This is a genomic window from Nocardia flavorosea, assembly GCF_015477805.1.
Taxonomy (GTDB): domain Bacteria; phylum Actinomycetota; class Actinomycetes; order Mycobacteriales; family Mycobacteriaceae; genus Nocardia; species Nocardia flavorosea_A.
Genome location: NZ_JADLQL010000002.1, coordinates 88419 through 113492, shown reverse-complemented (window position 1 = coordinate 113492; position 25074 = coordinate 88419). Strand labels below are relative to the sequence as shown.

The following is a 25074-nucleotide window of genomic DNA, read 5'->3' as shown; positions in this document are numbered from 1 at the left end:
TGTACCTGCTCCGGAGGAGGAACGATGACCGTGCAACCGGGATCGCAGTTTCTGGGACCGGACCAGCGGCGTACGGCCTGGGACCGGCTGGGCAAGGAACACTTCGATGTGATCGTGGTGGGCGGCGGCGTGGTCGGCGCCGGTATCGCGTTGGATGCCGCGACCCGCGGGCTGCGGGTGGCACTGGTGGAGGCGCGGGATCTGGCGTCGGGCACTTCCAGTCGTTCGTCGAAGATGTTCCACGGCGGTCTGCGCTATCTCGAACAGCTGGAATTCGGGCTGGTGCGGGAAGCGCTGAAAGAGCGCGAACTGTCCATGGCGCGGCTCGCGCCGCATCTGGTGAAACCGCTGCGCTTCCTGTATCCGCTCACGCGCCGCGGCTGGGAACGTCCATACGTGGCCGCGGGCCTGTTCCTCTACGACACCATGGGCGGCGCGAAATCGGTGCCCGGGCAGAACCACCTGTCCCGGCACGGCGCACTGCGGCTGGCGCCGGGGTTGCGGCGTAATTCGCTGATCGGCGGGATCAGCTACTACGACACTGTGGTCGACGATGCCCGGCACACCATGACGGTGGCCCGGACCGCGGCCCACTACGGCGCGGTGATCCGCACCTCGACCCAGGTCGTCGGGTTCCTCCGTGAAGCGGACCGGGTAGTCGGCGTCCGGATCCGCGACAGCGAGGACGGGCGCAGCGCCGAGGTGCGCGCCCATGTGGTGATCAATGCGGCCGGAGTGTGGACCGACGAGGTACAGGCGCTGTCGCAGCAGCGCGGCCGGTTCCATGTGCGGGCGTCGAAGGGGGTCCATATCGTGGTCCCCCGGGACCGGATCGTCAGCGACGCCGCGATCATCCTGCGCACCGCCACCTCGGTACTGTTCGTCATCCCGTGGGGTGCGCACTGGATCGTGGGCACCACCGATACCGACTGGAATCTGGACCTGGCCCATCCGGCCGCCACCAAGGCCGATATCGACTACCTGCTGGACCGGGTGAACGAGGTGCTGGTCACCCCGCTGACCCATGACGATATCGACGGCGTGTACGCCGGCCTGCGGCCCTTGCTGGCCGGGGAGAGCGACGACACGTCGAAACTGTCGCGTGAGCACGCGGTCGCACGGATCGCGCCGGGCCTGGTCGCGATTGCCGGTGGCAAATACACCACTTACCGGGTGATGGCCTACGACGCGGTGGACGAGGCCGCGCAGGATATACCCGCCCGGGTATCGCCCTCGATCACCGAGAAGGTGCCGCTGCTCGGTGCGGACGGCTACTTCGCGCTGGTCAACCAGACCGTCCAACTGGCCGAGGAGTACGGGCTGCACCCGTACCGGGTGAAACATCTGCTGGACCGCTACGGCTCGATGATCGACGAGGTCATGGCGCTCGCGGCGGATCGCCCGGAACTCCGGCAGCCGATCGCGGCCGCACCGTCGTATCTCAAGGTGGAGGCCGTCTACGCGGCCGCCGCGGAAGGCGCACTGCACCTCGACGATGTGCTCGCCCGCCGCACCCGTATCTCCATCGAATATCCGCATCGCGGCGCCGACTGCGCCGAAGAAGTAGCGGGCCTGATGGCCGAGGTGCTCGGCTGGGACGAGGCCGAAACCGGCCGGGAGGTCCGGACCTATCTGGCGCGGGTCGATGCCGAGATCCGCTCGCAGACCCAGCCCGACGACGCCTCCGCCGATGCGCTGCGGGTCGCCGCGCCGGAACCCCGGCCGGAGATCCTGGAACCGGTGCCGATCGAACGCTGAAAGCGGATCGCGGCTGTCGCATCTATCGGGGAGACGGACTCCGAGGCGCCGTGACGAACCAACCCGACCGGCGGCTATCGCGGACAGCGCGGCGGCGACGGCTGCTCGCGGCATACCCGGGGCCTGGTCCGCCGTCTTCTGTAGAACGACCCGCTCCGGCGGTACCGGCGAACACACAGCACCGGGGCGCTCCGCATCGTCGGCCGGTGCTCCGGGGCGCGGCAGTGGTCGATCGGCCGCGGACCGCCGAGGCCGACCGGATGTGCTCCCTGACCGGCCGGCCAGCGGGCACACGGGGCCGAACCACAGCCGAGTTCGAGGATCCTCTTCCCGGCGATTTCACCGAGGAGCCGCATATCGCCCTCGTGCACGGGTGGCGATGCTTCGTGACAGTGTCCGGCGTACCGGCCGCGGTCAGTGGGCCGCAGGTGGACTGCCGGCGGGCGCGGTGGTGATGGCGGGGCCGAGCGGTGCGGGCGGGGTGCCCGAGGGGGCGGAAGCCGGGTTGAGCAGGAAATAACAGAACACCGCGGTCGCCACGATCGCCAGTATCGCCGACAACAATTTGCCGGCGAAGGCGGCCAAATGGAGGGTTCGGGCGTTCATTGGGACCTGCTTCCGGTGCGGTACCCGTGTGTCGTCGCGAAGATGCCGATCATTACCACGCCGATGACGACCGTCACAGAAGTGGCAACGGCCGATATGCGACAGATTACGTGCTCAATCCGGTATGACCTGGCATTTCGGACAGTAGTAGATTCCGCGTTCCCGGCGGCTCACCTGATCGCCGCGTGGCGCCGTCTCGCCCAGGAGCTCGACCCGGATCGCAGTACCGCAGCGCTGGCAGGGGCGGCGCGCGCGGCCGTAGACCAACGGTCGCCACGGCGGTTGCTGGGCGGCGCGGTGCAGGACACGATGCGCTTCGTTTGCGAGGGCGAGTAGATCGTCGACCTCGGCCACCGGCCGGGCCGGATGCACTTTGCGCAGATAGCAGATCTCGCTGCGGTAGATATTGCCTATTCCGGCGAGGTTGCGCTGATCCAGGAGCGCAAGGCCGATCGGGAGCTCCGGCTGCCGGGCCAGCCGGGCCACGGCGACGGCCGGGTCCCAGCCGGGCCCGAGCAGGTCGGGCCCGAGATGATCGATCGCGGTGTGTTCGTCGGCGCGTCGCAGCACTTCCACCAGGCCCAAGTCGAATCCCACCGCCTCCACCTCGGCGGTCCCGAGTACCAGCCGGGCGGTGACGCGGGGCTTGGTCCAGCGCTGACCGCAGTGGAACACCCGCCAGCTGCCCTCCATCTTCAGATGGGTGTGGATGCTGACGGTCTCGGTACGGACGAACAGATGTTTCCCGTAGCTGGCGACGCTTTCCACCACCTGACCGCGCAGGTCGACGGTGGCGTATCGGGGGACCCGGAAATCGCTACGGGTGAGCGTTTCGCCTGCCAGCGCCGCCCGTAGCCGGCCGGCAGCGAGGAACACCACATCACCTTCGGGCATAACCCTCCTCCGCTGTCCCGCACGCACGCCCCCCGCCGAGGACCGGGCAGAAGGCCAGGTCGTTGTGAGCGTGGCTGTCCGGTGCCCGTCCCTCGGCAGCAGCAGCGGGCGACCGGACCACCGGCTCGGCCCCGGACGTGGTCGTCCGGTACCGGGGTCGGCAACGAGTGCCGGCGGGGATCATGGCAGCGCCCCGGCACCTGGTGACCGGGATGCCCGGACCGCCGGCAGATCGGCGGCGACCACGCGGGCCGGGCGTACGGCGATCACCGTCGTCCGCGCAGGCGCAGGCCCCGCGGGGTTTCACTGAAACCGGCTTCGGTGAGGAAACCGGCGAAGGTGTTGCCGTGCACCGATTCACCGTCCACCCGGTCGATGACCAGGGAATCCACCCGCCCGGAGTGCACCAGTTCGGCCAGCGCGGTGGCCGCGGCGTGCCGGGCGGCCGGGTCTTCGGTGCAGGTGAGCAGCGTCCGGCCGCCGCGCTCCAGATACAGCACGAGCTCGCCGTCGACCAGGACGACCAGCGCCCCCGCTTTGCGGCCCGGCCGGTGTCCGGCGCCGCCGGCGGTCTTGGGCCAGCCGAGGGCCGCACCGTACGGGTTGGCCGGATCGCAGGCCGCGAGTACCAGCGCCGGGCCGGCCGGGCGCCGGTCGCCCTCGAAGGAGCGCAACCGGTCCACCACATCGGTGGTGGAGAATTGCGCACCGCCGAGGGAGTCCACGAAATACCCGCGCCGGCAGCGGCCGCGGTCCTCGAATTCGCTGAGCACCCGGTAGGCGAGCGCGAACCCGCCCGGCATCCCCTCGTTCTGCACCGCGCCCTTGGTCACTACGCCGTAGCGTTCCAGCAGCAGATCGGCGGTGGCGTGGGCGCGGACCGTATTGTCCAGGGCACGCTCGGGCAGCAGCGACCAGCGGCCGGCCACCGTGGGCGGTCCCGACCGGGTCGGCATGGCGGGCCGGGGCAGATAGGCGCGTCCGCGCGGGGCGCGCCGTGGCGTGCGATGCGCGGCCGGTGTCCGGGTCGCCCCGGACAGGCGGGCGCGCACCGGCGCGAAGGTATCGCCGGATATCAAGCCGGCCCAAACCAGGTCCCAGAGTGCCGCGGCGACCCGGGCGTCGTCCAGAACACCGGTCGCGTCCGCGAGCTGACGGAAGAAGTAAGCGCCCCCGCCGCCGCGCAGAGCCGCGAAGGGGGCCCCACTCCGACCCGATTCGGCCGGCTCGCGCGTCGCGGCCGAGCCCGCCGCCGACGACCACGGCTCGAGCCGTCCGCCCACCGGATCACGTTCCGCGGCAGAACTCGCCGTTGACCGCAGTTCGTTTTCAGTCGTATCGGGTCCCGTGGGCGGACCCGTAGGCGGCCAGGGTTGGTTCCCGCCTGCCGTATCGGCTCTCACGGCAGAACCCGTCGGCGGCCGGTCGGTCCCGCCCGGCATATCGCGTCCCGCGGCAGGACCTGTCGGCGGCCGCGGTTCGTTTCCGTTCGTCGTAACGGGTCCCCTGCCAGAACTCGCCGATGACCGTGGCTCGCTCCCGGCCGCCGCACCTCGTCCCGGGGCCGAACCGGCGGCCGGCGCGACCCAGGCGGACGGATCGGCGCCCAGCGCGGTGAGCAGGGTGAGGTGAAGGTCGTCGAATTCCGGTTGGTCCGGGGGCGGCAGTGTCAACGGAGCCTGATCGGCGGGATGCAAGGCGATCCATCCGTCCTTGGCGTTGATCATCCCGTGCCCGGACCACCGGACCTCACCGGTGGCCATGAGTTCGTCGAGCATCGCCGGGGTGTAGTCGCGGACGCGGGCGGGCAGTACCAGCGATTCCCACGCCGAGGCCGGCACCGCAACCCCCGCCAGCTGATCGACCACGGCGGCCACCCCGTCGACACCGCGCAACTCCCCGCTGCCGATGTGCTGCCAGTCGGGAAGGAAACGCGCCAGGGCGGCGGTCGAGACCGGTTCGATCTCGTGCCGGGCGGCGGCCAGGCTGCGGCGGCGCAGTCGGCGCAGGACCTGGGTGTCACACCATTCCGGGCCCGCCGTCTCCGGGGTGAATTCGCCTTCCACCACCCGCTTCTCGGCCACCAGCTGATGTAGTGCGGAGGTGACCACCGCCGGTCCGAGACCGAATCGCCGGGCGACCGCTTCGGTACCGAAGGGTCCGTGGGTGCGGGCGAATCGGGCCACCAGATCACCCAGCGGATCGGGTACCGGCTCGATGAAGGCCGCCGGGGTGCCGATCGGCAGCGGAACCCCCAGCGCGTCGCGGAGCCGGGCGGCGTCCTCGATCGCGGCCCACCAGACCTCGCCCGCATAGGTAACTTCCAACGCGCGCCGGGCGCCCGCGAGCTCGGCGAACCAGTCCGCGGGGTCTTCCCGGCAGCGTGCCCGCGCTTCATCGGCCGTGAGCGGGCCCAGTAGGCGCAGCAGATCCGCCAGCCCCTCCGCATCGCGGGCCGTGCGTTCCGGGGTGAGCCGCTGCAGTTCGCGCTCGGTCTGCGCGATGATCTCGCTGTCGAGCAGTTCGCGCAGCTCCACCCGGCCCAGCAGTTCGGCGAGCAGGCTCGAATCCAGAGACAGCGCGGCGGCACGGCGTTCGGCCAGCGGGCTGTCGCCGTCGTACATGAACTGGCCGATGTAGTCGAACAGCAGTGCGTTGGCGAACGGCGACGGCGTGGCGGTCTCCACTTCGACCAGCCGGACCTGCCGGCGCGCCACCCGGCCCAGCAGATCCCGTAGCGCGGGCAGATCGTAGACGTCGCGCAGGCATTCGCGCACTGTCTCCAGCAGGATCGGGAAATCCGGGAATTTCCGGGCCACATCGAGCAGTTGGGCCGACCGCTGCCGTTGCTGCCACAGCGGCGCCCGCTTACCGGGATCGCGCCGGGGCAACAGCAGTGCGCGAGCGGAGCATTCGCGGAACCGGGAGGCGAACAGGGCCGAACCGCCCACCTGTTCGGTGACGATTTCGTCGATCTCGTCCGGTTCGAACACGAAAAGCTCCGCGCCGGGGGGCTCGTCGGTGGTGTCGGGCAGCCGCACGACTATTCCGTCGTCGGAGGCATTGGGTGACGCGTCCACCCCGAACCGTTCGCGCAGCCGGGCGCCGACGGCCAGCGCCCACGCCGCGTGTACCGGCATGCCGTAGGGGGAGTGCAGGACCAGCCGCCAGTCGCCGAGTTCGTCGCGGAATCGTTCCACCACCAGGGTGCGGTCGGTGGGGAGCCGGCCGGTGGCGGTGCGCTGATCGTCCAGTAGCGCACGCAGATTGGCGACGGCGTTCTCGTCGAGTCCGGCGGCGGCCGTGCGCGCGGTGAAATCCCCGGACTCGGTATCCGAACCGGCCTTGCGGACGAATTCGCCCAGCGCGGCGCCCAGTTCGGCCGGGCGGCCCAGCGAATCCCCGTGCCAGAACGGCAGCCGGCCGGGATGGCCGAAGGCGGGGGTCACCAGGACGCGGTCGTAGGTGATGTCTTCGATCCGCCAGCTGGTGGCGCCGAGCGCGAACACATCGCCGACCCGTGATTCGTAGACCATCTCCTCGTCGAGTTCGCCCACCCGGGAAGCCTTCTCGCCCACCATGTAGACCGCGAACATCCCGCGGTCGGGGATGGCGCCACCGGAGGTCACCGCGAGTCGCTGGGCGCCGGGACGGCCGGTCAGCGTGCCGGCGTCGCGGTCCCAGACCAGCCGCGGACGCAACTCGGCGAACTCGTCGGAGGGGTAGCGTCCGGCCAGCAGGTCCAGCACGGCCTCGTAGGACGACCGCGGCAGCGCCGCATAGCTTCCGGTGCCGCGGACGGTGTCGAACCAGGTGTCGACGTCCAGTGGTTCCAGCGCGCAGGCCGCCACCGTCTGCTGCGCGAGAATATCCAGCGGATGCGCGGGGATCTTCAGTTCTTCGATCTGCCCGGCCAGCATCCGCTGGGCGGCCACCGCGCAGTGCACCACATCGGTACGGTGTTTCGGGAACAGCACCCCGCGCGATATCTCGCCTACCTGATGCCCGGCGCGGCCGATCCGCTGCAACCCACTGGCCACCGAGGGCGGGGCCTCGACCTGCACCACCAAGTCCACCGCGCCCATATCGATACCGAGTTCGAGGCTGCTGGTGGCCACCACGCAGCGCAGCCGCCCGCTTTTCAGATCGTCTTCGATCAGGGCCCGCTGCTCCTTGCTCACCGACCCGTGGTGCGCGCGGGCGAGCAGCGGTTCGGCGCCATGCGCGACCTCGGTGGGGGAACCGAGCTGAGCGGGCGGAGCCTGCCCGGTATCCGGACCTGCCCCGAGCTGCTCCGCATAGGTTTCGTTCAACCGGGCGGTGAGGCGTTCGGCCAGGCGCCGGGAGTTGGCGAACACGATCGAGGACCGGTGGGCGAGAACCAAGTCGACGATCGATGCGTCCACATGCGGCCACAGCGACCCGGGCTGCTCGGAATCGCCCGGTTCGGTCATATCCGCGACCGGTACCCGCACCGACAGGTCGAACGTCTTCGGTGCGGGCGGGGACACGATGGTGATGGGTGCCGGACCCACCAGGAACCGGCCCACCTCCTCCGGCGGACGTACCGTCGCCGACAACCCGATCCGCTGGGCGGGCCGTTCGGTGAGCGTATCCAGCCGGGCCAGGGAGAGCGCCAGATGCGAACCGCGTTTGGACCCGGCGATGGCGTGCACCTCGTCGACGATCACCGTCCGGACCCCGCGCAGCGTCTCCCGGGCCGCCGAGGTGAGGATCAGGAACAGCGATTCCGGGGTGGTGATCAGGATATTCGGGGGTGTGCGCTGTAACCGCCGCCGCTCCTGCGCCGGAGTATCGCCGGAGCGGACGCCCACGCTGATCTCCGGTGCCGGCAGCCCGAGCCGCCGCGCCGTCTGGCGCACACCCACGAGCGGCGCCCGCAGATTGCGTTCCACATCCACCGCCAGCGCCTTCAGCGGGGAGATGTAGAGCACGGAGGTGCCGGCCACCGGCGGGTCGGCCCGGGCGAGCTCGTCGATGGCCCACAGGAACGCCGACAGGGTTTTACCGGAGCCGGTGGGCGCGATCACCAGCGTGTGCTCACCGGCCGCGACAGCCCGCCACGCACCCAGCTGAGCGTCCGTGGGCGCGGGGAACGCACCGTCGAACCACTGCTGGGTGGCGGCGGAGAACTGGATCATGGATTCCAGTCTGCACCCGGCCACCGACAGCCACCGGGGGACACCCCCGTGTTCAGGGCCGGCTGCCGTCGACCAGTTCGGGATCCTCGTCGGTGATCTCGGGAGGTCCGGAATCGCGGATCAATTCGGCCAGGCGAACCAGATCGGCGGTGCTCACCCCACCGACCGGCCGGAATTCCCGGTCGAGGCGGCGGCGGAGGAACGCTGTCCGGGATATCCCGAGGGCTTGAGCTTGCCGGTCTATCTCGTCGACTACTGCGCCGGGCACGGCACGGATCAGAATATCTGTCATCCTCGATCACCTCCTGCTCGCGGGGGCACGACGGGCCGGGAGCCGGCGATGGATCCGAGCCGGCGACCGGTGACAGTTCGATGTTTCTATGCTGCGACGGTGCCTGGTGTTCGCAAACTCGAGTCGATCTCCCACGGTGTCACCGCGGCGCTGAGGCGGCACGTTTCCCGGCCGACGAACCGCTCACCCGGCAGGGCGGGCGGCACCGGCGGGCCGGGCGTTTCGAGCCACCGGCGGGCGCACAGGTGCTGGTGGGCCCGGAGCGGCGAACCAGAGAGACTGCCCGATTGCTCGGCCTGGACGCCGCGCCACTGTCCAGGTTACGCGATCTTGACGCCGGTGCGTGGCGCGGCGCGGAACTCGCCGCTCTCGCGCCGGAGCAGTTCCGGCACTGGCGGACCGATCCCGGATTCCGGGGGCACGGCGGTGAATCGGTGCTGGACCTGCTCGAACGGGTCCCGCGGTCGGCTCGCCGATCTCGCCGCCGCACCGGCGGCCACCACGATCGCGGTAGCCCATCCCGCCGTGATCCGGGCCGCGCTGGTGCCGGCCCTGGACGCCGCGACCGCATCATTCTGGCGTATCGATGTGGCACCGGGCAGCCGGACCCGGCTGCACCACCGCGACGCGTGGACCTTGCGACTGCCGTAGCCGGCGGACCCCGGCAGTGTCAGCCCAGCGCGACCGAGGTGCCGAGGGAGAACGGGAAATCGCGGAAGGTCATACTCGCCGGTACTGATTCGGCGGGCACCTCGTACACCAGGTGTGTACCCAGTGATTCACCCGGTTGCAGCGTGCGCGGGGCGGCGGCGGTGGCGGCGCGCTGGGCGGTGGCGGTCACGTCCGGGCCGAACTTGCCGCCGGCCGTATCGTGCAGTTCCTGACCCAGCGGCGTGTAGGTCTTCGGTTCGGCCGCGATATTGCGGACGGTGAAACTCACCACCACGAACATGCCCTGGGCGCGGTCGAAACCGATCGTGGGCACATCGGATTCCACATTCCGCACAACGAACTCGAAATTGCCGTCGCGGACCGCGGTGCCTGTGGCTGCGGTGGGCCGGTCGTCGCCGGAGAAGACCTCGATCGATCCCACGCCCTGCACCAGCGCCGCCATGCACCCGCCGATCAGGAACAGCGGTATCGCCACCAGCACGATCGACCACAGCACCAGCCTGCGCAGGCGGCTCTTACGTCGCCGGGGCCGGGCCGCCGGACGGACCCGCGGCGTACGCCGGGCGGGTGGCGCCGGGGTGCGGGGCGCCGGGCGAGCCGGCGCGACCGGCCGGGCTCCGGCATGCGACATTTCCCCGCCGCGCGGTGCGCTGCCGGGGGCGTGCCCGGTTTCCAGCCGGGTGTATGCCCGGGTCGGTGGATGGCCGGGGCCGGCCGCCTCGTGGGCGGCGCCGGCCCCGGCGAGACCGGTATAGGGGCGGGTCCCCGGAGACGGCGCGGCCGCCTCGGATCGGCGCGTGCCCGCCGGACTCGCGCCGGGCTCATAGCGGCGAGTTCTCGGATTCGGGCCGGGTACGTCATGGTGGGCGTCCGCGGGCGGCGGGGTTTCGTACCGGCGGGTGGCGGGCAGGTCCGGTGGTTCATAGCTGCGGGTAGCCGCCGGACTCGCGTCGAGTTCGTAGTGGCGGACGCCGGGATGCTCGGCGGGTACCGGCGTACGCGGCGGGCTCTGGCTCGGTGGAGCCGACACGGCCGCCGCCGCGGCCCGGGCGAACTCCCCGGCCGATGCGAAGCGGTCACCGGGTTCCTTGGCCAGCGCGCGGGCGATCACCGCGTCCAGCCGGTCCGGGATGCCCGGCACCAGTGCCCGCACACTGGGCGGAGTGGTGGTGAGATGGTCGTGCATCTGCCGTGCCGGGTCGGTATCGCCGAACGGCCGGATACCGGCGAGACATTCGAACAGCACACAGCCCAGCGAATAGATATCCGCCCGGGCATCGGTACTGCCGGTGAATCGTTCCGGCGCCATGTACGCCCAGGTGCCCACCGCCAGACCCGATGCGGTCAGCGCTGTACTGCCGGCACCGTGCGCGATACCGAAATCGATCAGGTACACCAGACCATCTCGCCGGATGACGATATTGGACGGTTTCACATCCCGGTGCACCAAACCCGCCCGGTGCGCGGCATCCAGCGCGGCCGCTGTCTGCGCGACGATATCGACGGCCCGTTCCGGCGGTAGCGGCCCGCGGTGCAGGATCCGCGACAGATCCTCACCCTCGACGTACTCCATTTCGATGAACAGCCGGCCGTCCAGCTCACCGTGCGCGTGGATCGAAACGAGATGCCGGTCCCGCAGCCGGGCGGCGAGCTCGGCCTCCCGTTCGAACCTGCTCCGATAGGTCGGGTCGGCCGCGAGCTCGGCGGGCAGCAGTTTCAGTGCGACCTTCCGCCCCGGCCGCCCACCCGTGGGATCGGTGTGCGCCAGCCACACCTGGCCCATACCGCCCTGCCCGAGCAGCCGTTCGAGCCGGTAGGGGCCCAGTCGCTGCCCAGCCATGCCCATCCTTCCTGTCACCGTCGCGGCCGCGGGTCGCGGCGGGCGCGGTGCTCCGGGGCCGTGCGGCGCCCGGACTGTACTCAGACCCTAATAGTGTCCGGCCACCCGGCACAGCGTGACCGGTCGCACCGAGTGAGCGCCCGGGGGCGCAGTGCCGGGCACCGGCGGTTGGATGCTCCGCCGGCGTCGGTGATCTCCGCGCGGCCGCGGCGAGTGCGACGGCGCCGGCCGCGCGAGTGCGGCTGTGCCTCGACCGGTACGCGAAATCTCGCGCGGCCCCGGCCGGCCCGAGCAGACGGGCGCGGCCGGATTATTCACAGCACTGCGGCCGGTTCCGGCGGTGAACATGAGGTCTCGGGGCACGGCAAGGTCGGAGAGCCGTCCGCTTGCGGAGGAGCTATCGATGATGGGAGCTGCGTACTGCCGTGAGCGGCGGTGGCTGAGGCCCTGGCGCGTTCGTCGAGTATCCGATCGACCGATCCGTCGAACAGCACGGTGGTTGCCGGTTCGGCCACGGTGGCCGGGGTGCTCCCGACGCGTTCCGCTGAGCTATGGATACCGATGCGGGGCACCGCTGAGATCGGGACCGGCTTTTCGCATCGGGTGTCGCCGCGGGTTCCTCGGCGGAGCCCGAGGCGGGTCTGTGTATGCGATCGAGATGGATGCGGGCGAGTATGTGCGGGGCCGGGCCGCAGCGATCCCCGGCACGGGCGCATCGCCGGACAGCTGCGCTGACCGGCCTGCCGCCGATCCAGGATGTACGGGTGCCTGCGAATCGATCCATGACGACTCGCGCTGCACGAATACGTCCCGTCCGCTGTGGGCGGGGTTCGTGCCCGGCTTTGCGGGGGCGTCCGGGCGGTGTCGCGTGGGTATGTCAGGGTGGGCGGATGGAGCCGATCGAGATCAATGCGGGGGCGTGGTATCTGCGCGCATTGCGGGCCGACGAACGGGTCGATGATCGGCCCGCGCTGTTGGCCGGAGGGATAACGGATCCGGAATACGTGGTCCGGCGGAGTGCACAGTGGGCCGATGAGTCGTATTTTTCCTGGGCGGTGTGCGACCCCGTCACGGCGGAATTGGTCGCGGAGATCGGTGTTGCGCCGGAAGCGGGTGGTGCCGCACGCGTATCCGGCTGGTCGAGGCCGGGACACGAGAACGCTCTGGAGTCCGGGCTGGGGGCGGTGCATCGGTTCGTGGCGGGCGCACTCGGGCTACGACCCGAATCGGTCGCCGGTTCGGCCGGCTGATCGCCGAGCCTCCGGCAAGAACATGCGTTGCGACCGCTCAGGCTCGATCCTGTAGTACCCGGTCCAGGGCGGCGACCGCCGCGTCCAACTCCGCGGGTTCCACGGTCAGCGGCGGCCGGAAGCGGATCCCGCGCGGTCCGGTGCCGACCATCAGGACGTGTTCCCGTTCCCGCAGTGTGGTGAGCACCGAGTCGCGGAAATCGGTATCGGGCAGGGTTATCGCGCACAGGAGGCCCCGGCCGCGGGGATCGGTCACCGCGGGATGCCGCTGCGCGAGTTCACCCAGCAGCGCCTGCAGGTGTTCACCGAGTCCCGCGGCGCGTTCGATCAGACCGTCGCGTTCGACGACTTCGAGTATCCGCCGGGCCCGGACCATATCGGCCAGGTTGCCGCCCCAGGTGGAGTTCAGCCGGGACGGGACGGTGAAGACATTATCGCGCACTTCGTCGACCCGTCCGCCCGCCATGATTCCGCATACCTGGGTCTTCTTCCCGAATGCGACCACATCGGGCTGTAGGTCCAATTGCTGGTAAGCCCAGGCCGTTCCGGTGGCGCCGACGCCGGTTTGCACCTCATCCAGGACGAACAGCGCATCGTTGGCGTGGCACAACCGCTGCATCGCCTGCAGGAACTGCGGCCGCATATGCCGGTCGCCGCCTTCGCCCTGAATGGGTTCGGCCAGGAAACAGGCGATTCCGTTCGGCCGGTCCGCGAAGGCGCGTACGGCCTGGTCCAGCGCAGACTGTTCGGCGCGGTCGATATCGGCGGTTCCGCCGAGCCACGGGGTTTCGATCCGCGGCCAGTCGAAGGCCGGGAAGCGTGCGGTCTTCACCGGGTCGGTATTGGTCAGCGACAGGGTGTACCCGCTGCGGCCGTGGAATGCGCCGGTCAGGTGCAGGACACCGGTTTCCCGGCCGGGTAGTGCTGTGCGCCCGTGTAGTTCGTTGTGCCGGCTCTTCCAGTCGAACGCGGTTTTGAGCGCGTTCTCCACCGCGAGCGCGCCGCCGTCGATGAAGAACAGATGCGGTAGCCGGGGATCGCCGAGCACCCGGACGAAGGTGTCCACGAACCGGGCCATCTCGACGGTGTAGATATCGGAGTTGCTCGGCTTGTTCACCGCGGCCGTGGTCAGTTCGTTCCGGAAGGCGGCGTCCCCGGCCAGTGCCGGATGGTTCATCCCGAGTGCGCTGGAGGCGAAGAACCCGAACATATCGAGGTAGTCGGTGCCGTCGCGGGCGTCCACCAGGTGGCGGCCGTAGGAGGCGGGGAGGTCGAGTACCAGATCGAATCCGTCGGCGAGCATATTCGCCGACAGCGTCTCGTGGACGCGGGTCGCGGGGATGCGGTCGGTGTCACCGCCGGCGCCGGATCGTTCCAGTTCGATGGTCACAATCCGACCGTACGGGAGCCCGTTCCGTTCTGTCGGGAAATTTTCCTGACAGAACCATAACAAGAAGGATTTGTTACGTTATCAATTACTTCTCGTAGAATGTCTGCAAGATGATGGTGCTTCGGGTGCGGACATTGGCCGTCGCCCGGATCTGTTGCAGCAGTTGCTCCAGGTGCCGCGGCGAAGCGACCCGGACCAACAGCATGTAGCTCTCTTCGCCGGCCACCGAATGGCAGGCCTCGATCCCCGGCACATGCTGCAGCAGCGCGGGTGCGTCATCGGGCTGAGACGGATCGAGAGGAGTGATCGCGACGAATGCCGACAGCAACTGCCCCAGCGCCTCGGGATCCACTTTGGCCGTGTAGCCCCGGATCACACCGCGCGCCTCGAGCCTGCGTACTCGCGACTGCACGGCGGATACCGAAAGGCTCGCCTTCTCGGCCAGATTGGACAGTGTCGCCCGGCCGTCGGCCATCAGTTCCCGGATCAGCAGGCGATCGATCTCATCCAGGGTCGGTTTTGCCGGTGTTTCCGCCATCAGCGAAGGCTAACGTAGCGGGCACACTGCCGGAACTGGAGTTGTGAACGTTCATTCTCCGGCCGTGCCATTCGCACAGCGTATTTCGTCCGGCCGAACCCGAGGAGTTCGCGATGACCGAAATCGACAGCGAGACCCGAACCGTCCGGCTCGCCGACCGGGTACCCGCCCTGCTGAACGCTCTGGGGGTCGAACCGCCCCCCACCGGTGAGATGGCCGTACCCAGCCCGATCACCGGCGAGGTGCTCATCGAGCTGCGGCCCGGCACCCCCGCCGAAATAGAAACCGCGATAGCGGAGGCCGCCGCGGCATTCCGCGACTGGCGTACCGTCCCCGCGCCGCAGCGCGCGGCGGTCGTCCGGGAACTGGCCGTGCTCTTGCGGCGGCACCAGGACGAACTCGCCGAGCTGATCACCCTCGAGGTTGGGAAGATCCCGGCCGAGGCGCGCGGCGAGGTCCAGGAGATGATCGATATCTGCGAATTCGCAGTGGGATTGTCCCGGCAGCTCTACGGCTACACGATGGCCTCGGAACGTCCCGGGCACCGGCTCATGGAGACCTGGCATCCGCTGGGCGTGGCCGGGGTGATCTCGGCGTTCAATTTCCCCGTCGCGGTCTGGGCCTGGAATACCGCGGTCGCCCTGGTCTGCGGCGACACCGTGGTGTGGAAGCCGTCGGACCGGACACCGCTTACTTCCCTGGCCTGTCATGCCCTCTTACGCCGCGCCGCCCGCACCACGGCGACAGATCCGCGAATTCACCAGTTGATCCTCGGCACCGGTGCGGCCGGTGCGCAACTGGCCGATGACGAACGGGTCGCGCTGGTGAGCGCTACGGGGTCGGTGGCGATGGGCCGCCAGGTGGGTCCGCGGGTGGCTGCCCGGTTCGGCCGCTGCCTGCTGGAACTGGGTGGTAACAATGCGGCGGTCGTTACCCCGTCGGCCGATCTGGACCTGGCGGTACGCGCCATCGTGTTTGCGGCGGTCGGCACTGCGGGGCAGCGCTGTACGACCCTGCGCCGGTTGCTCGTGCACACCGCGGTCGCGGACGAACTGCTGACGCGGCTGGCCGCCGCCTATCGGCAGCTGCGGATCGGCAATCCGCTGGACGCCGGCGTCCAGGTGGGCCCGCTCAGCGGCCCCGAAGCATGGGAGCGGATGCGTGACGCACTCGATCTGGCCCGTCGCGACGGCGGCCGGCTCGTCTGCGGTGGGCACGAAGTCACGGTCGACGGGGTCGGACCCGCCGCCCGCTACGCCCATCCGGCGATCGTCCGGATGCCGGACCAGACCGAGATCGTGCGCGAGGAAACCTTCGCCCCGATCCTGTACGTACTCACCTACGACGACTTCGAAACCGCTCTGGCCCTGCACAACGGGGTGCCGCAAGGTTTGTCGTCGGCGATATTCACCACCGATCAGCGCGAGGCCGAACGCTTCCTGGCTGCGGACGGTTCGGACTGCGGTATCGCCAATGTCAATATCGGCACCTCGGGCGCGGAAATCGGCGGTGCCTTCGGCGGCGAGAAACATACCGGCGGCGGTCGCGAATCCGGTTCGGACGCGTGGAAGGCGTATATGCGCCGGGCCACGAATACGATCAACTATTCCAGCGACCTACCGCTCGCCCAGGGCATCCGCTTCGACTGACCACGTATCGGGCCCGGCAGCAAGCATCCCGGAGGCGGTTCACGCCGCGGATTGCCGGCAGATCCGTGAGCCCGATCAGGTCCGCCGGGTCGGCCGGGAGCTGCCCGCTGCGGTCGCGCCGCTCCCGGAGCGCTGAGACCCGGGCGTCCGGGCAAGCGAACGGGGCCCGGGCCGATCGGCCCACGACAGCAACGTCGCCTGCGCGCCGCGCCGCTGACGGGAACCGCAACCCTGCACGACTGACGGCGGCTCGGCGGATGGCTGCACGGCGAAGCACGCGAACACGGCGCCACCACGGCCGCGGCGCGTGGTCCGGACGACCGCCCGGACCACGCCGGCGCCTGCTGGATACGGTGGCCGTCAGCCGGGTTCGGCGGCGATGGGGCTCAGTGCAGCGAAGAAGTCGGCGACGGCGCGGCGGCCGATTTCCATTCCGCGGGCGAGCATTCCCGGGTCGGTTTCGACGCTGCTGATATCCGGTGACCCGGCGGGCGGGTGGATCTGATGCGCGGCAGCGCCCATCCCGGCGATGACCCCGTCCTCGAGCGCCTGCTGGCCGGGTCGCTGTTTCCAGGCCCGGTAGGCGCCGGGCGCGGTGAACCGCATATAGGTGCCGCCGACGAGGTCGTGCAGCCGTGGCGGGGGCGGGCGGTGTTCGTCTGCGCGGCGGGTCCGCAGAATCAACGCGTGGGTGGCGCCGGCCTTCAGGGCGCTGCGCAGCGGAACGGTTTCCGAGAGCCCGCCGTCGAAGTATCGGCGCCCGCCCAGCGCAACCGGGGGACCGGCCAGCAGCGGCAGACCCGAGGACGCGCGCAGTGCGGTCTTCAACGTCGACTTGTCCACGATGTAGGGGTGCAGATCCACCGGCAGGCCCGTCTGGATATCGGTGGCGATGGGATGGAAGGTGGTCTCGTTCGCCAGGATCGCCGGGAAATCCATCGGGTGCAGGCCGTCGTAGACCTTGTGGACAAGGTAGTTCAGATCGAAGGCGGGCCGGCCTCGCAGCATCCGCGCCGGATCGATCGCCCGGCGCATGATCGCGGCGTCGGTCCAGGCATGCAACCCGCGACCCGCTCGCCCGCACAGCAGCCAGGCGGCGTTGATGGCGCCCGCCGAGGTGCCGTAGACGGCATCGAATATCCGGGCTAGCCCGAGATCCTCCAGGGCGTGCACCATCCCGCTGGAGTACACGCCGCGGCTGCCGCCGCCTTCGACTACGAGCACCAGTCGATGGCCGTCGGATCGGCTTCCGGATGCGAAACGGCCGCGGATCACCTCCGCGACCGTCGGTAGTGCTGCGCTCACCAGGTCACCATACGCCGGAGCGGGTGCGTGGCCTCGACCACGCACCCGCTCCGCGACACTGTGCATCCAGTGTTGGCCCGGCTGTCGGCATACCGTCGCGCACTTGTTCGCGGTGAACCCGCGAGGTGCCCCCGACCCGCCCGGACTACTTGATCTCGGCGAGCACCGTGCCCTGGGTGATCGCGGCGCCGGCCGCCACATTCAGTCCGGTGACCACGCCGGCCTTGTGCGCGTTCACCGGGTTCTCCATCTTCATGGCCTCGAGCACCGCGATCAGATCGCCGGCCTCGACCGACTGGCCTTCCTCGACAGCGACCTTCACGACGGTGCCCTGCATCGGCGCGGTGACCGCGTCACCGGAGGCGGCGCCGCCGCCCGCACCCCCACGCTTACGCGGCTTCGGCTTCTTTCGTACCGCACCGCCGGCCGCGGGAGCGTCCGAACCGATCGAGAACTGACCCGGCAGCGATACCTCGACCCGCCGGCCGCCGACCTCCACCACGACCTTCTGCCGCGGTTCCTCGTCCGATTCGGCGGGAGCCCCGCCGGTGAACGGCTCGACGGTGTTCTTCCACTCGGTCTCGATCCACTTGGTGTAGACGTCGAACGATTCGCCGTTGCCGACGAAGGCGGGATCCTCCACGATCGCCCGGTGGAACGGGATCACCGTGGCCAGGCCCTCGACGTGGAATTCGGCCAGCGCGCGCCGCGCCCGCTCCAGCGCCTGGGTCCGGTTCTCGCCGGTGACGATGAGCTTGGCCAGCATGGAGTCGAACTGGCCGCCGATCACGCTGCCGGCCACCACGCCGGAGTCCACGCGCACGCCCGGGCCGGTCGGCTCGGAGTACGCGGTGACGGGGCCGGGGGCGGGCAGGAAGCCGCGGCCGGCGTCCTCGCCGTTGATCCGGAACTCGAAGGAGTGCCCGCGCGGGGTCGGGTCCTCGGTGAGCTCCAGTTTCTCGCCGTTGGCGATCCGGAACTGCTGGCGGACCAGGTCCAGGCCGGAGGTCTCCTCGGTGACCGGGTGCTCCACCTGCAGGCGAGTGTTGACCTCGAGGAACGACACGGTATCGCCCTGCACCAGGTATTCCACGGTGCCGGCACCGTAGTAACCGGCCTCCTTGCAGATCCGCTTGGCGGAGGCGTGGATCTCGGCACGCACCTCGTCGGTCAGGAACGGGGCCGGGGCTTCCTCGACCAGTTTCTGGAAACGGCGCTGCAGCGAGCAGTCGCGGGTGCCGGCGACGATCACATTGCCGTGCTGGTCGGCGATCACCTGGGCCTCGACGTGGCGGGCCTTGTCCAGGTACTGCTCGACGAAGCATTCGCCGCGACCGAAGGCGGCCACCGCTTCACGGGTTGCCGACTCGAACAGCTCGGGGATCTCCTCGATGGTGTGCGCGACCTTCATACCGCGACCGCCACCACCGAACGCGGCCTTGATCGCGACCGGAACGCCGTACTTCTTCGCGAACTCCACGACCTCGGTCGCGTCCTTGACCGGGTCCTTGGTGCCCGCCGCCATCGGCGCGTTCGCACGCTCGGCGATATGGCGGGCGGTGACCTTGTCACCCAGATCGCGAATGGACTGCGGGGAGGGACCGATCCAGATCAGCCCGGCGTCGATGACGGCCTGGGCGAAGTCGGCGTTCTCCGATAGGAAGCCGTAACCGGGGTGGATGGCATCCGCGCCGGACTTGGCCGCGGCATCGAGGATCTTGTCGAAGACCAGGTACGACTCGGCCGAGGTCTGCCCGCCCAGGGCGAACGCTTCGTCGGCGAGCTTGACGAAGGGCGCGTCGGCATCGGGTTCTGCGTAAACCGCGACACTGCCGAGACCGGCGTCCTTGGCCGCCCGGATAACGCGCACGGCAATCTCGCCTCGGTTAGCTACGAGTACCTTCGTGATCCGCGCGCTGGCATGGCTGGGCACTGAGCCTCCTGTTGCAATCTCTGTGGTCGCTGTGCGGGATGGGCCGCGTATCGGCTCCGCTCCCGCGGATCGGGGTCCGCCGGTCCGTAATGGGTCGGATCGCTTCGTGGGCTCCGCTTCCGTGGGTGCGGATCCGCTGCGCGGGCTCCGCGCCCGTGGTCGACATGTATGTCTTGGGCAGTGTAGGCAGTCTGCCAACAATGCCGGAACTCGGATAGCCCTACTGAGTAGTAGGGGGATAGATCACAGTGTTGACGGCGCGCCTGTGGCGCGCGGGGTTTCGGCCCCTCGGTCGAAACCTTTCAAGGTCTCGTAAGACTGGGCTCCGCCGCTGGTTGCGTAGGGTTTTCGGAGGCTGAACCTTTCAGGGCCCCGCTCGGCCCGGCTTCGCCGCTGGGTGCGTTGACATTGTTTGCGGGCCGGACCCTCGAGGGCCTCGCTCTCGGCCCGGAAAATGTCGCCGGTTGTGTCGGGGTTGTTCGTGGGCCGGAACTTGTCGGGGACTCGCCGGGGTCGGCGCTGTCGGCGGCTGTGTTGGATTTCGGGGGTGGCAGCCGCTCGGATCTCAGTGGGCGCGCGTTCGGTATCGTCACCGGGCGCGCCGGCCGGTGCGCGAACGCGAACGTCCGGGTGACCGCCGAACTCGGTGGCGTCGCCGGTCGAGTCGGTCCGCCCGCATGGGGACTACGCGCTGCCGGTGGCGATGGGCATCCGGACCGAGTTGCCCCATTCGGTCCAGGAACCGTCGTAGTTGCGGACGGGGGCGCAGCCGAGCAGATACTTCAGCACGAACCAGGTATGGCTGGAGCGTTCGCCGACTCCGCTGTAGACGGTGAGGGGGTCGGCGCTGGTGAGGTGGCCGTAGACCGCGTCGAGTTCGGCGCGCGAGCGGAAACGGCCGTCAGGGCCCAGGGCGCTGGTCCAGGGAATGTTGACGGCGGTCGGGATATGCCCGCCGCGCAGGGCGCCGCCGGGGTCGGTGTCGCTGGTGAAACCGGCGTATTCCTGCGGTGAGCGGACATCGACGAGGGCGGTGCCGAGCTGTTCGAGAACGTCTTCCCGGAACGCGCGCACGGTTTCGTCGTCGCGATGGACCCGAGGGTAGTGGCTGCGGGTGGGTTCGGGGGTTTCGAAGACGGTATCGCGGGCCTCGGCGATCCAGGCGTCGCGTCCGCCGTCGAGCAGCCGCACATCCTCGTGGCCGAACATGGTGAAAACCCACAGCGCGTGTGCGGCATGCGAGTTACCGTCGTTGCCGTACAGCACGATGGTGTCGTCGTGTTCGATGCCCTGGGAGCACATGAGTTCGGTGAATCGCTCACCGTCGATATAGTCACGGGTTACGGGGTCGTCGAGATCGCTGCGCCAGTCGAGCTTGCCTGCGCCCGGAACATGGCCGATGCCGTAGAGAAGGACGTCGGCATTACATTCGATGATCTTCAGACCGGGGGTGCCGAGGTTTGCCGACAACCATTGCGTGGTTACCAAACGGTGTGGGCAAGCGTACGAGCCGAAGGCGGGATATGGGTCCGGGGCGACGGGCACGTTCAAGGATCCTTCACAGGAGGCGGGCAGTGCTGACGACAGGTTCGAGCCGCACTGTGGATAGTAAGTGTGACTTGACGTGAACTTGTTGCAGAGCACAAAGTCGGTGCAATGGGCGAATTAGCCGCATACGGCTCCGATAAAGTCTCCCCGAAGGAGGGGTGAGCTATGTCTGATTCTTGGCCGCGCCGGCGCCTGCTCGCGATCCTCCGCAGCGCGAGCGTTCCCCTCGACGCCCAGCAACTGGCGCAGATCACCGGTCAGCATGTCACCACGGTGCGTTTCCACCTGGACATTCTCACCCGCGAATCGCTGGTCCGGCAGTTCCAGCAGCCGCCCCGCGGGCGCGGCCGTCCACGTATCGGCTACCGCGCGGTCCAGCGCAGTATCGGTTACCAGGATCTGGCCCAGGCGCTCGCCGATCAGCTCGGCCCCGACCCCGAGCAGCAGGCGGCCGCCGGGATGGCCGCGGGCCGCGCCTGGGGCGGCAAACTCGAGACACCCGACGAGCCGATCGAATCGGTGCAGGACGCGAAGGACCGGACCGTTTCGCTCATGTCGGAACTGGGTTTCGCCCCGGAACGCGACAGCGCGGGACGCGACACCGAGGACCCGGCGGTGATCCGGCTGACGGCCTGCCCCCTGCGGGATCTGGCACGTACCCACACCGATGTGGTGTGCGGGGTGCATCGTGGCCTGCTCGCGGAGCTCCTGGAGAAATCGGGCGCGCAGGGCAAGGTGGAGGCCGAACTCGTCCCGTTCGTGGCCGATGAGATATGTGAAGTGCGATTGCGGCGCGCCGAACCGTCGGAGCCCGCCGCCGGCCCGGGACAAACCCCGGTTTCCGGACCGTCGCGGGCCCCCGCCGAACCGGGGCTGATCGACGCGGCCGCGGGTAAAGCGGCCGGGATGTCGCGGCTGGCGGGACAGGCGGTGCGGCCGGGGAGTCAGCTCCCACCGGCGTCGGCGGCGCCGGGCAGCGGTGTCCTGCCGGCCTCGGGACCGCTCACGCCCGCGGCGCGGCAGCAGGGCGGGCGGGTATTGCGCTCGCCGGCGGGTTCAGGCCCGGCCGTCGGCCCACAACCGGTCGATACCGACGCCCACTTCCTGCAGCAGTCGGCGCAGCAGTGGTAGCCCGATACCGACCACACTGGACGGATCGCCGTCGATCCGGTCGACGAACCAGCCGCCCAGGCCGTCCAGCGTGAAGGCGCCCGCCACCCGGAGTGGTTCGCCGGTGGCGATATAGGCGTCCAGTTCGGCCGGGTCCGGTTTGCCGAAATGCACCGTGGTCGCGCTGCAATCGAAGGCTTCCGCGGTCACCGCGCCGGAACACAGCCGTAGTACGCAATGCCCCGTCAGCAGATCGGCGTTGTTTCCGGCCATGGCCTGCCAACGCGCCTGAGCCACCTCGGCGGTATGCGGTTTGCCCTGGAGTTCATCGCCGATCAGCAGCATCGAATCGCAACCGACTACGACGAGATCCTCGTCCGGGCCGGGCCCGCTCCCGGCAAGAGTGGCGGCCACTGCGCGAGCCTTGGCCCGGGCCAGTTCCACGACGATATCGCGGGGGCCGGTATCGGCGGGCAGTGCCGCCGCGACGGCGTCCTCGTCCACGTCGGACACCCGGACGATCGGTTCGATACCGGCGGCACGCAGCACCGCTCGGCGGGCCGGGGACGCGGAAGCGAGGACCAGGCGGGTCACGTCCGGCATTCTCCTGTGTTCGATATCAGAAACGCAGGTGCGACAGCTGCGGGTAGGAGTACGGCGAGAACGGCGAGCTACCGCGATGCAGCAGGGTCGGCCGGCCCCACAGATCCTGTGGCCCGTTGTCGGCGGGCGCCGCGGCCGCAGCGGCGGCAGCGGTGAACACGCAGACCAGTGCGGCGATATCGGCGTCGCTCGGCGCACCCTTCTCGATGACGAGGAACGGTTGCCGGCCATCGGTCGTCGCGGCGGCAGGGCTCGCATCGGCAGCGCTTACGGTATCGACCGCCGGATCCCCGGTGGCGAGGTCCAGTTCGGCTGCGGCCAATACTTCTTCTTCTGCCACGATCGTCACAGTGCCAGATCCTCTCTCTTGCCTTGATCGGGCGCGCGTAGTTCGGCCCGATCACCTTCCACCGATCCGGTTTCCACCGATCAGTGTGCGGCTTATTGAGCGTATCGCTGGATCACAGCGGGATGTTGCCGTGTTTCTTCGGCGGAAGGGTCACCATCTTGCGTTCGAGCAGTCGCAGGGCGGAGACGATCTGGCCGCGCGTATGCGACGGCGGGATCACGGCGTCCACGTAACCGCGCTCGGCGGCGACGTAGGGATTGACCAACGTGTCCTCGTACTCGTTCTGCAGCTCCAGACGCAGTTTGTCCACGTCAGCACCCTCTTTGGCGGCCTCGGCGAGCCGTTTGCGATACACGAATCCGACCGCGCCCGAAGCGCCCATCACCGCGATCTGCGCGGTGGGCCAGGCCAGGTTCACATCCGCGCCCATATGCTTGGAGCCCATGACGTCGTAGGCGCCACCGTAGGCCTTGCGGGTGATGATCGTGATTTTGCCCACAGTGGCCTCGCCGTAGGCGTAGAGCAGTTTGGCGCCGCGCCGGATGATGCCGTTGTATTCCTGGTCGGTTCCGGGCAGGAAGCCGGGCACGTCCACCAGGGTGATGATCGGGACGTTGAAGGCGTCGCAGGTGCGCACGAAGCGCGCGGCCTTCTCCGAGGCGTCGATATCCAGGCACCCGGCGAACTGGGTGGGCTGGTTGGCGACGATGCCGACGCTGCGGCCGTCGATCCGGCCGAAGCCCACGATGATGTTCATGGCCCGCTCGGCCTGGATCTCGAGGAATTCGTCGTCGTCGAGCAGCCGGCGGATGACCTCGTGCATGTCATAGGGCTGGTTCGGCGAATCCGGGATCAAGGTGTCGAGTTCGAGATCCTCTTCGGTGAGCGAATCCTCGATCGCGCCGGTGATCGGATCCGACGCCGGGAAGCGCGGAGCTTCGGCCCGGTTGTTGCTGGGCAGGTAGGACAGCAGATCCTTGACGTAGTCGAGGGCGTCCTGTTCGCCGGAAGCCACATAGTGCGCGGTTCCCGATTTGGCCATATGGGTGTGAGCGCCGCCCAGTTCCTCCATGGTGACCTCTTCGCCGGTGACCGTCTTGATGACGTCCGGTCCGGTGATGAACATCTGGCTGGTCTGATCGACCATGATGACGAAGTCGGTGAGCGCGGGGGAGTACACGTGCCCGCCCGCGGCGGCGCCCAGAATCAGCGAGATCTGCGGGATCACGCCGGAGGCCTGGATATTGCGGTGGAAGATCTCGCCGTAGAGACCGAGCGAGACGACACCCTCCTGGATGCGCGCGCCGGCACCGTCGTTGATCCCGATCAGCGGGCGGCCGGTCTTGAGTGCCAGATCCATGACCTTGACGATCTTCTCGCCGTACACCTCGCCGAGGCTGCCGCCGAACACGGTCGAATCCTGGCTGAACAGGCACACCTCGCGGCCGTCGATGGTGCCGTAGCCGGTTACCACGCCGTCGCCCAGCGGGCGCTGCTTATCGAGACCGAAATTGACACTGCGGTGCCGGGCCAGGGCATCGAGTTCAACGAAGGAGCCCTCGTCGACCAGGGCGAGAATACGTTCCCGGGCGGTCATCTTGCCCTTGGCGTGGACCTTGTCGACCGCGGCCTCACCCATCGGATGCTGGGCCTCTTCCAGCCGATTCCGCAGGTCAGCCAGTTTGCCGGCGGTGGTGTGGATATCGGGCGCACCTGCCGAATCCGGCGTGGGCTGCTGCTGGACACTCGTCATGGTCGGAGTGTAACCAGAGCCGTATCGCGCTGTTAACCCAGATCTCGCTACTCGCGAGTAGAGCGCGGTGATGAAAACCCCAGGTGGGTCGGTCGCCGCTGGTTGTTATGTGTACCGCAAATCGCCGCGAACAGTGGTGACGACACACGATGGGCAGCCGCGTGCGAGCGATCGCGCCGGCATTGCGGACACCGTCCCGGAGCCGACGGGAATTAAATCGCTTTCCCGCCACCTACCCGAGGCAATATCCTTGCAGCAGGCCGATTTTCGAGCCACGAGGGGAGGTGGGCCTGCTATGTGGCACTGGACGACTCGCACCGGACAGTATCCGGAAGCCGTGGCATTCACGCGGCGCGCGGCCGAGCCGGAACCGACGTTCACCGAACAGGTTCCCGAAACCGAATCCGTACCCGAAGAATCAG

General features: G+C 69.1%; 17 protein-coding genes and 2 pseudogenes. 5 read left to right on the top strand and 14 right to left on the bottom strand.

Annotation, left to right across the window (positions count from 1 at the left end):
- The first annotated feature begins 24 nt into the window (after positions 1–24).
- A complete protein-coding gene (gene glpD / locus IU448_RS09520; protein WP_195055236.1) occupies positions 25–1758 on the top strand; it encodes a glycerol-3-phosphate dehydrogenase in 1734 nt (577 codons plus the stop codon).
- Positions 1759–2006: 248 nt separating this feature from the next.
- On the opposite strand, the pseudogene IU448_RS28815 reads toward glpD, so the two are convergent.
- The 5 genes and pseudogenes from IU448_RS28815 to IU448_RS09500 form a co-directional block, all read right to left on the bottom strand.
- Positions 2007–2129 (bottom strand): annotated as a pseudogene (locus tag IU448_RS28815) (SAM-dependent methyltransferase); the annotation flags it as partial.
- Positions 2130–2172: 43 nt separating this feature from the next.
- On the bottom strand, positions 2173–2364 hold the full coding sequence (locus IU448_RS09515; protein ID WP_195055235.1) for a hypothetical protein: 192 nt from the start codon (positions 2362–2364) through the stop codon (positions 2173–2175).
- 114 nt (positions 2365–2478) lie between these two features.
- Positions 2479–3258 (bottom strand): DNA-formamidopyrimidine glycosylase family protein, encoded by a 780-nt coding sequence (locus IU448_RS09510; RefSeq protein WP_195055234.1) that lies wholly within the window; start codon positions 3256–3258, stop codon positions 2479–2481.
- Between the two features lie 266 nt (positions 3259–3524).
- Positions 3525–8420 carry an ATP-dependent helicase gene (locus tag IU448_RS09505; protein ID WP_195055233.1) on the bottom strand — a complete coding sequence of 1632 codons (4896 nt, stop codon included), beginning with the start codon at positions 8418–8420 and terminating at the stop codon, positions 3525–3527.
- A 52-nt stretch (positions 8421–8472) separates the two neighbouring features.
- Positions 8473–8712 carry an antitoxin gene (locus IU448_RS09500; protein WP_195055232.1) on the bottom strand — a complete coding sequence of 80 codons (240 nt, stop codon included), beginning with the start codon at positions 8710–8712 and terminating at the stop codon, positions 8473–8475.
- Positions 8713–8760: 48 nt separating this feature from the next.
- Here IU448_RS09500 and IU448_RS09495 point away from each other — a divergent pair.
- Positions 8761–9363 (top strand): annotated as a pseudogene (locus IU448_RS09495) (histidine phosphatase family protein).
- Between the two features lie 19 nt (positions 9364–9382).
- On the opposite strand, the gene IU448_RS09490 reads toward IU448_RS09495, so the two are convergent.
- On the bottom strand, positions 9383–11224 hold the full coding sequence (locus IU448_RS09490) for a serine/threonine-protein kinase (protein ID WP_195055231.1): 1842 nt from the start codon (positions 11222–11224) through the stop codon (positions 9383–9385).
- 890 nt (positions 11225–12114) lie between these two features.
- Here IU448_RS09490 and IU448_RS09485 point away from each other — a divergent pair.
- Positions 12115–12474: a hypothetical protein gene (locus IU448_RS09485; protein WP_195055230.1), complete on the top strand. Its 360-nt coding sequence runs from the start codon at positions 12115–12117 to the stop codon at positions 12472–12474.
- Between the two features lie 37 nt (positions 12475–12511).
- Here IU448_RS09485 and lat read toward each other — a convergent pair whose 3' ends face one another.
- A complete protein-coding gene (gene lat / locus IU448_RS09480) occupies positions 12512–13864 on the bottom strand; it encodes an L-lysine 6-transaminase (RefSeq protein WP_195055229.1) in 1353 nt (450 codons plus the stop codon).
- Between the two features lie 85 nt (positions 13865–13949).
- Positions 13950–14402 carry an Lrp/AsnC family transcriptional regulator gene (locus tag IU448_RS09475; RefSeq protein WP_195055228.1) on the bottom strand — a complete coding sequence of 151 codons (453 nt, stop codon included), beginning with the start codon at positions 14400–14402 and terminating at the stop codon, positions 13950–13952.
- 113 nt (positions 14403–14515) lie between these two features.
- Here IU448_RS09475 and IU448_RS09470 point away from each other — a divergent pair, with 113 nt between their 5' ends.
- The gene (locus IU448_RS09470; RefSeq protein ID WP_195055227.1) at positions 14516–16051 is read left to right on the top strand and encodes an aldehyde dehydrogenase family protein; all 1536 of its coding nucleotides are present in this window, start codon (positions 14516–14518) and stop codon (positions 16049–16051) included.
- A gap of 360 nt (positions 16052–16411) precedes the next feature.
- Here the strand turns inward: IU448_RS09470 and IU448_RS09465 are convergent, their stop codons facing one another.
- The 3 genes from IU448_RS09465 to IU448_RS09455 form a co-directional block, all read right to left on the bottom strand.
- Positions 16412–17356: a patatin family protein gene (locus tag IU448_RS09465; RefSeq protein WP_324188553.1), complete on the bottom strand. Its 945-nt coding sequence runs from the start codon at positions 17354–17356 to the stop codon at positions 16412–16414.
- A gap of 145 nt (positions 17357–17501) precedes the next feature.
- Positions 17502–19289 (bottom strand): acetyl/propionyl/methylcrotonyl-CoA carboxylase subunit alpha, encoded by a 1788-nt coding sequence (locus IU448_RS09460; protein WP_195055225.1) that lies wholly within the window; start codon positions 19287–19289, stop codon positions 17502–17504.
- A gap of 684 nt (positions 19290–19973) precedes the next feature.
- Complete coding sequence (locus IU448_RS09455; RefSeq protein ID WP_195055224.1) at positions 19974–20834, bottom strand: sulfurtransferase; 861 nt, start codon at positions 20832–20834, stop codon at positions 19974–19976.
- Between the two features lie 168 nt (positions 20835–21002).
- On the opposite strand from IU448_RS09455, the gene IU448_RS28810 reads away from it, so the two are divergent.
- Entirely contained in the window at positions 21003–21968 is a 966-nt protein-coding gene (locus IU448_RS28810) for a helix-turn-helix transcriptional regulator (RefSeq protein ID WP_228812572.1), read from the top strand.
- Here the strand turns inward: IU448_RS28810 and IU448_RS09445 are convergent.
- The 3 genes from IU448_RS09445 to IU448_RS09435 all read right to left on the bottom strand — a co-directional run bounded on the left by IU448_RS09445 (position 21894) and on the right by IU448_RS09435 (position 24652).
- Positions 21894–22541 carry a Maf family protein gene (locus IU448_RS09445; protein WP_195055223.1) on the bottom strand — a complete coding sequence of 216 codons (648 nt, stop codon included), beginning with the start codon at positions 22539–22541 and terminating at the stop codon, positions 21894–21896. The two genes, IU448_RS28810 and IU448_RS09445, sit on opposite strands and share 75 nt — an antisense overlap.
- Positions 22542–22566: 25 nt before the next feature.
- Positions 22567–22899, bottom strand: a complete 333-nt coding sequence (locus tag IU448_RS09440; RefSeq protein ID WP_195055222.1) for an acyl-CoA carboxylase subunit epsilon — start codon at positions 22897–22899, stop codon at positions 22567–22569.
- A gap of 112 nt (positions 22900–23011) precedes the next feature.
- Positions 23012–24652: an acyl-CoA carboxylase subunit beta gene (locus IU448_RS09435; RefSeq protein ID WP_195055221.1), complete on the bottom strand. Its 1641-nt coding sequence runs from the start codon at positions 24650–24652 to the stop codon at positions 23012–23014.
- Between the last annotated feature and the right edge of the window lie 422 nt (positions 24653–25074).

What these genes read in the sequence shown, in the direction of transcription:
- IU448_RS09435 (WP_195055221.1), bottom strand. Translation starts at nt 24,652, where the DNA reads ATGACGAGTGTCCAGCAGCAGCCCACGCCGGATTCGGCAGGTGCGCCC.
- IU448_RS09500 (WP_195055232.1), bottom strand. Translation starts at nt 8,712, where the DNA reads ATGACAGATATTCTGATCCGTGCCGTGCCCGGCGCAGTAGTCGACGAG.
- IU448_RS09510 (WP_195055234.1), bottom strand. Translation starts at nt 3,258, where the DNA reads ATGCCCGAAGGTGATGTGGTGTTCCTCGCTGCCGGCCGGCTACGGGCG.
- IU448_RS09490 (WP_195055231.1), bottom strand. Translation starts at nt 11,224, where the DNA reads ATGGCTGGGCAGCGACTGGGCCCCTACCGGCTCGAACGGCTGCTCGGG.
- IU448_RS09515 (WP_195055235.1), bottom strand. Translation starts at nt 2,364, where the DNA reads ATGAACGCCCGAACCCTCCATTTGGCCGCCTTCGCCGGCAAATTGTTG.
- IU448_RS09505 (WP_195055233.1), bottom strand. Translation starts at nt 8,420, where the DNA reads ATGATCCAGTTCTCCGCCGCCACCCAGCAGTGGTTCGACGGTGCGTTC.
- IU448_RS09470 (WP_195055227.1), top strand. Translation starts at nt 14,516, where the DNA reads ATGACCGAAATCGACAGCGAGACCCGAACCGTCCGGCTCGCCGACCGG.
- IU448_RS28810 (WP_228812572.1), top strand. Translation starts at nt 21,003, where the DNA reads ATGTCTGATTCTTGGCCGCGCCGGCGCCTGCTCGCGATCCTCCGCAGC.
- IU448_RS09475 (WP_195055228.1), bottom strand. Translation starts at nt 14,402, where the DNA reads ATGGCGGAAACACCGGCAAAACCGACCCTGGATGAGATCGATCGCCTG.
- IU448_RS09485 (WP_195055230.1), top strand. Translation starts at nt 12,115, where the DNA reads ATGGAGCCGATCGAGATCAATGCGGGGGCGTGGTATCTGCGCGCATTG.
- glpD (WP_195055236.1), top strand. Translation starts at nt 25, where the DNA reads ATGACCGTGCAACCGGGATCGCAGTTTCTGGGACCGGACCAGCGGCGT.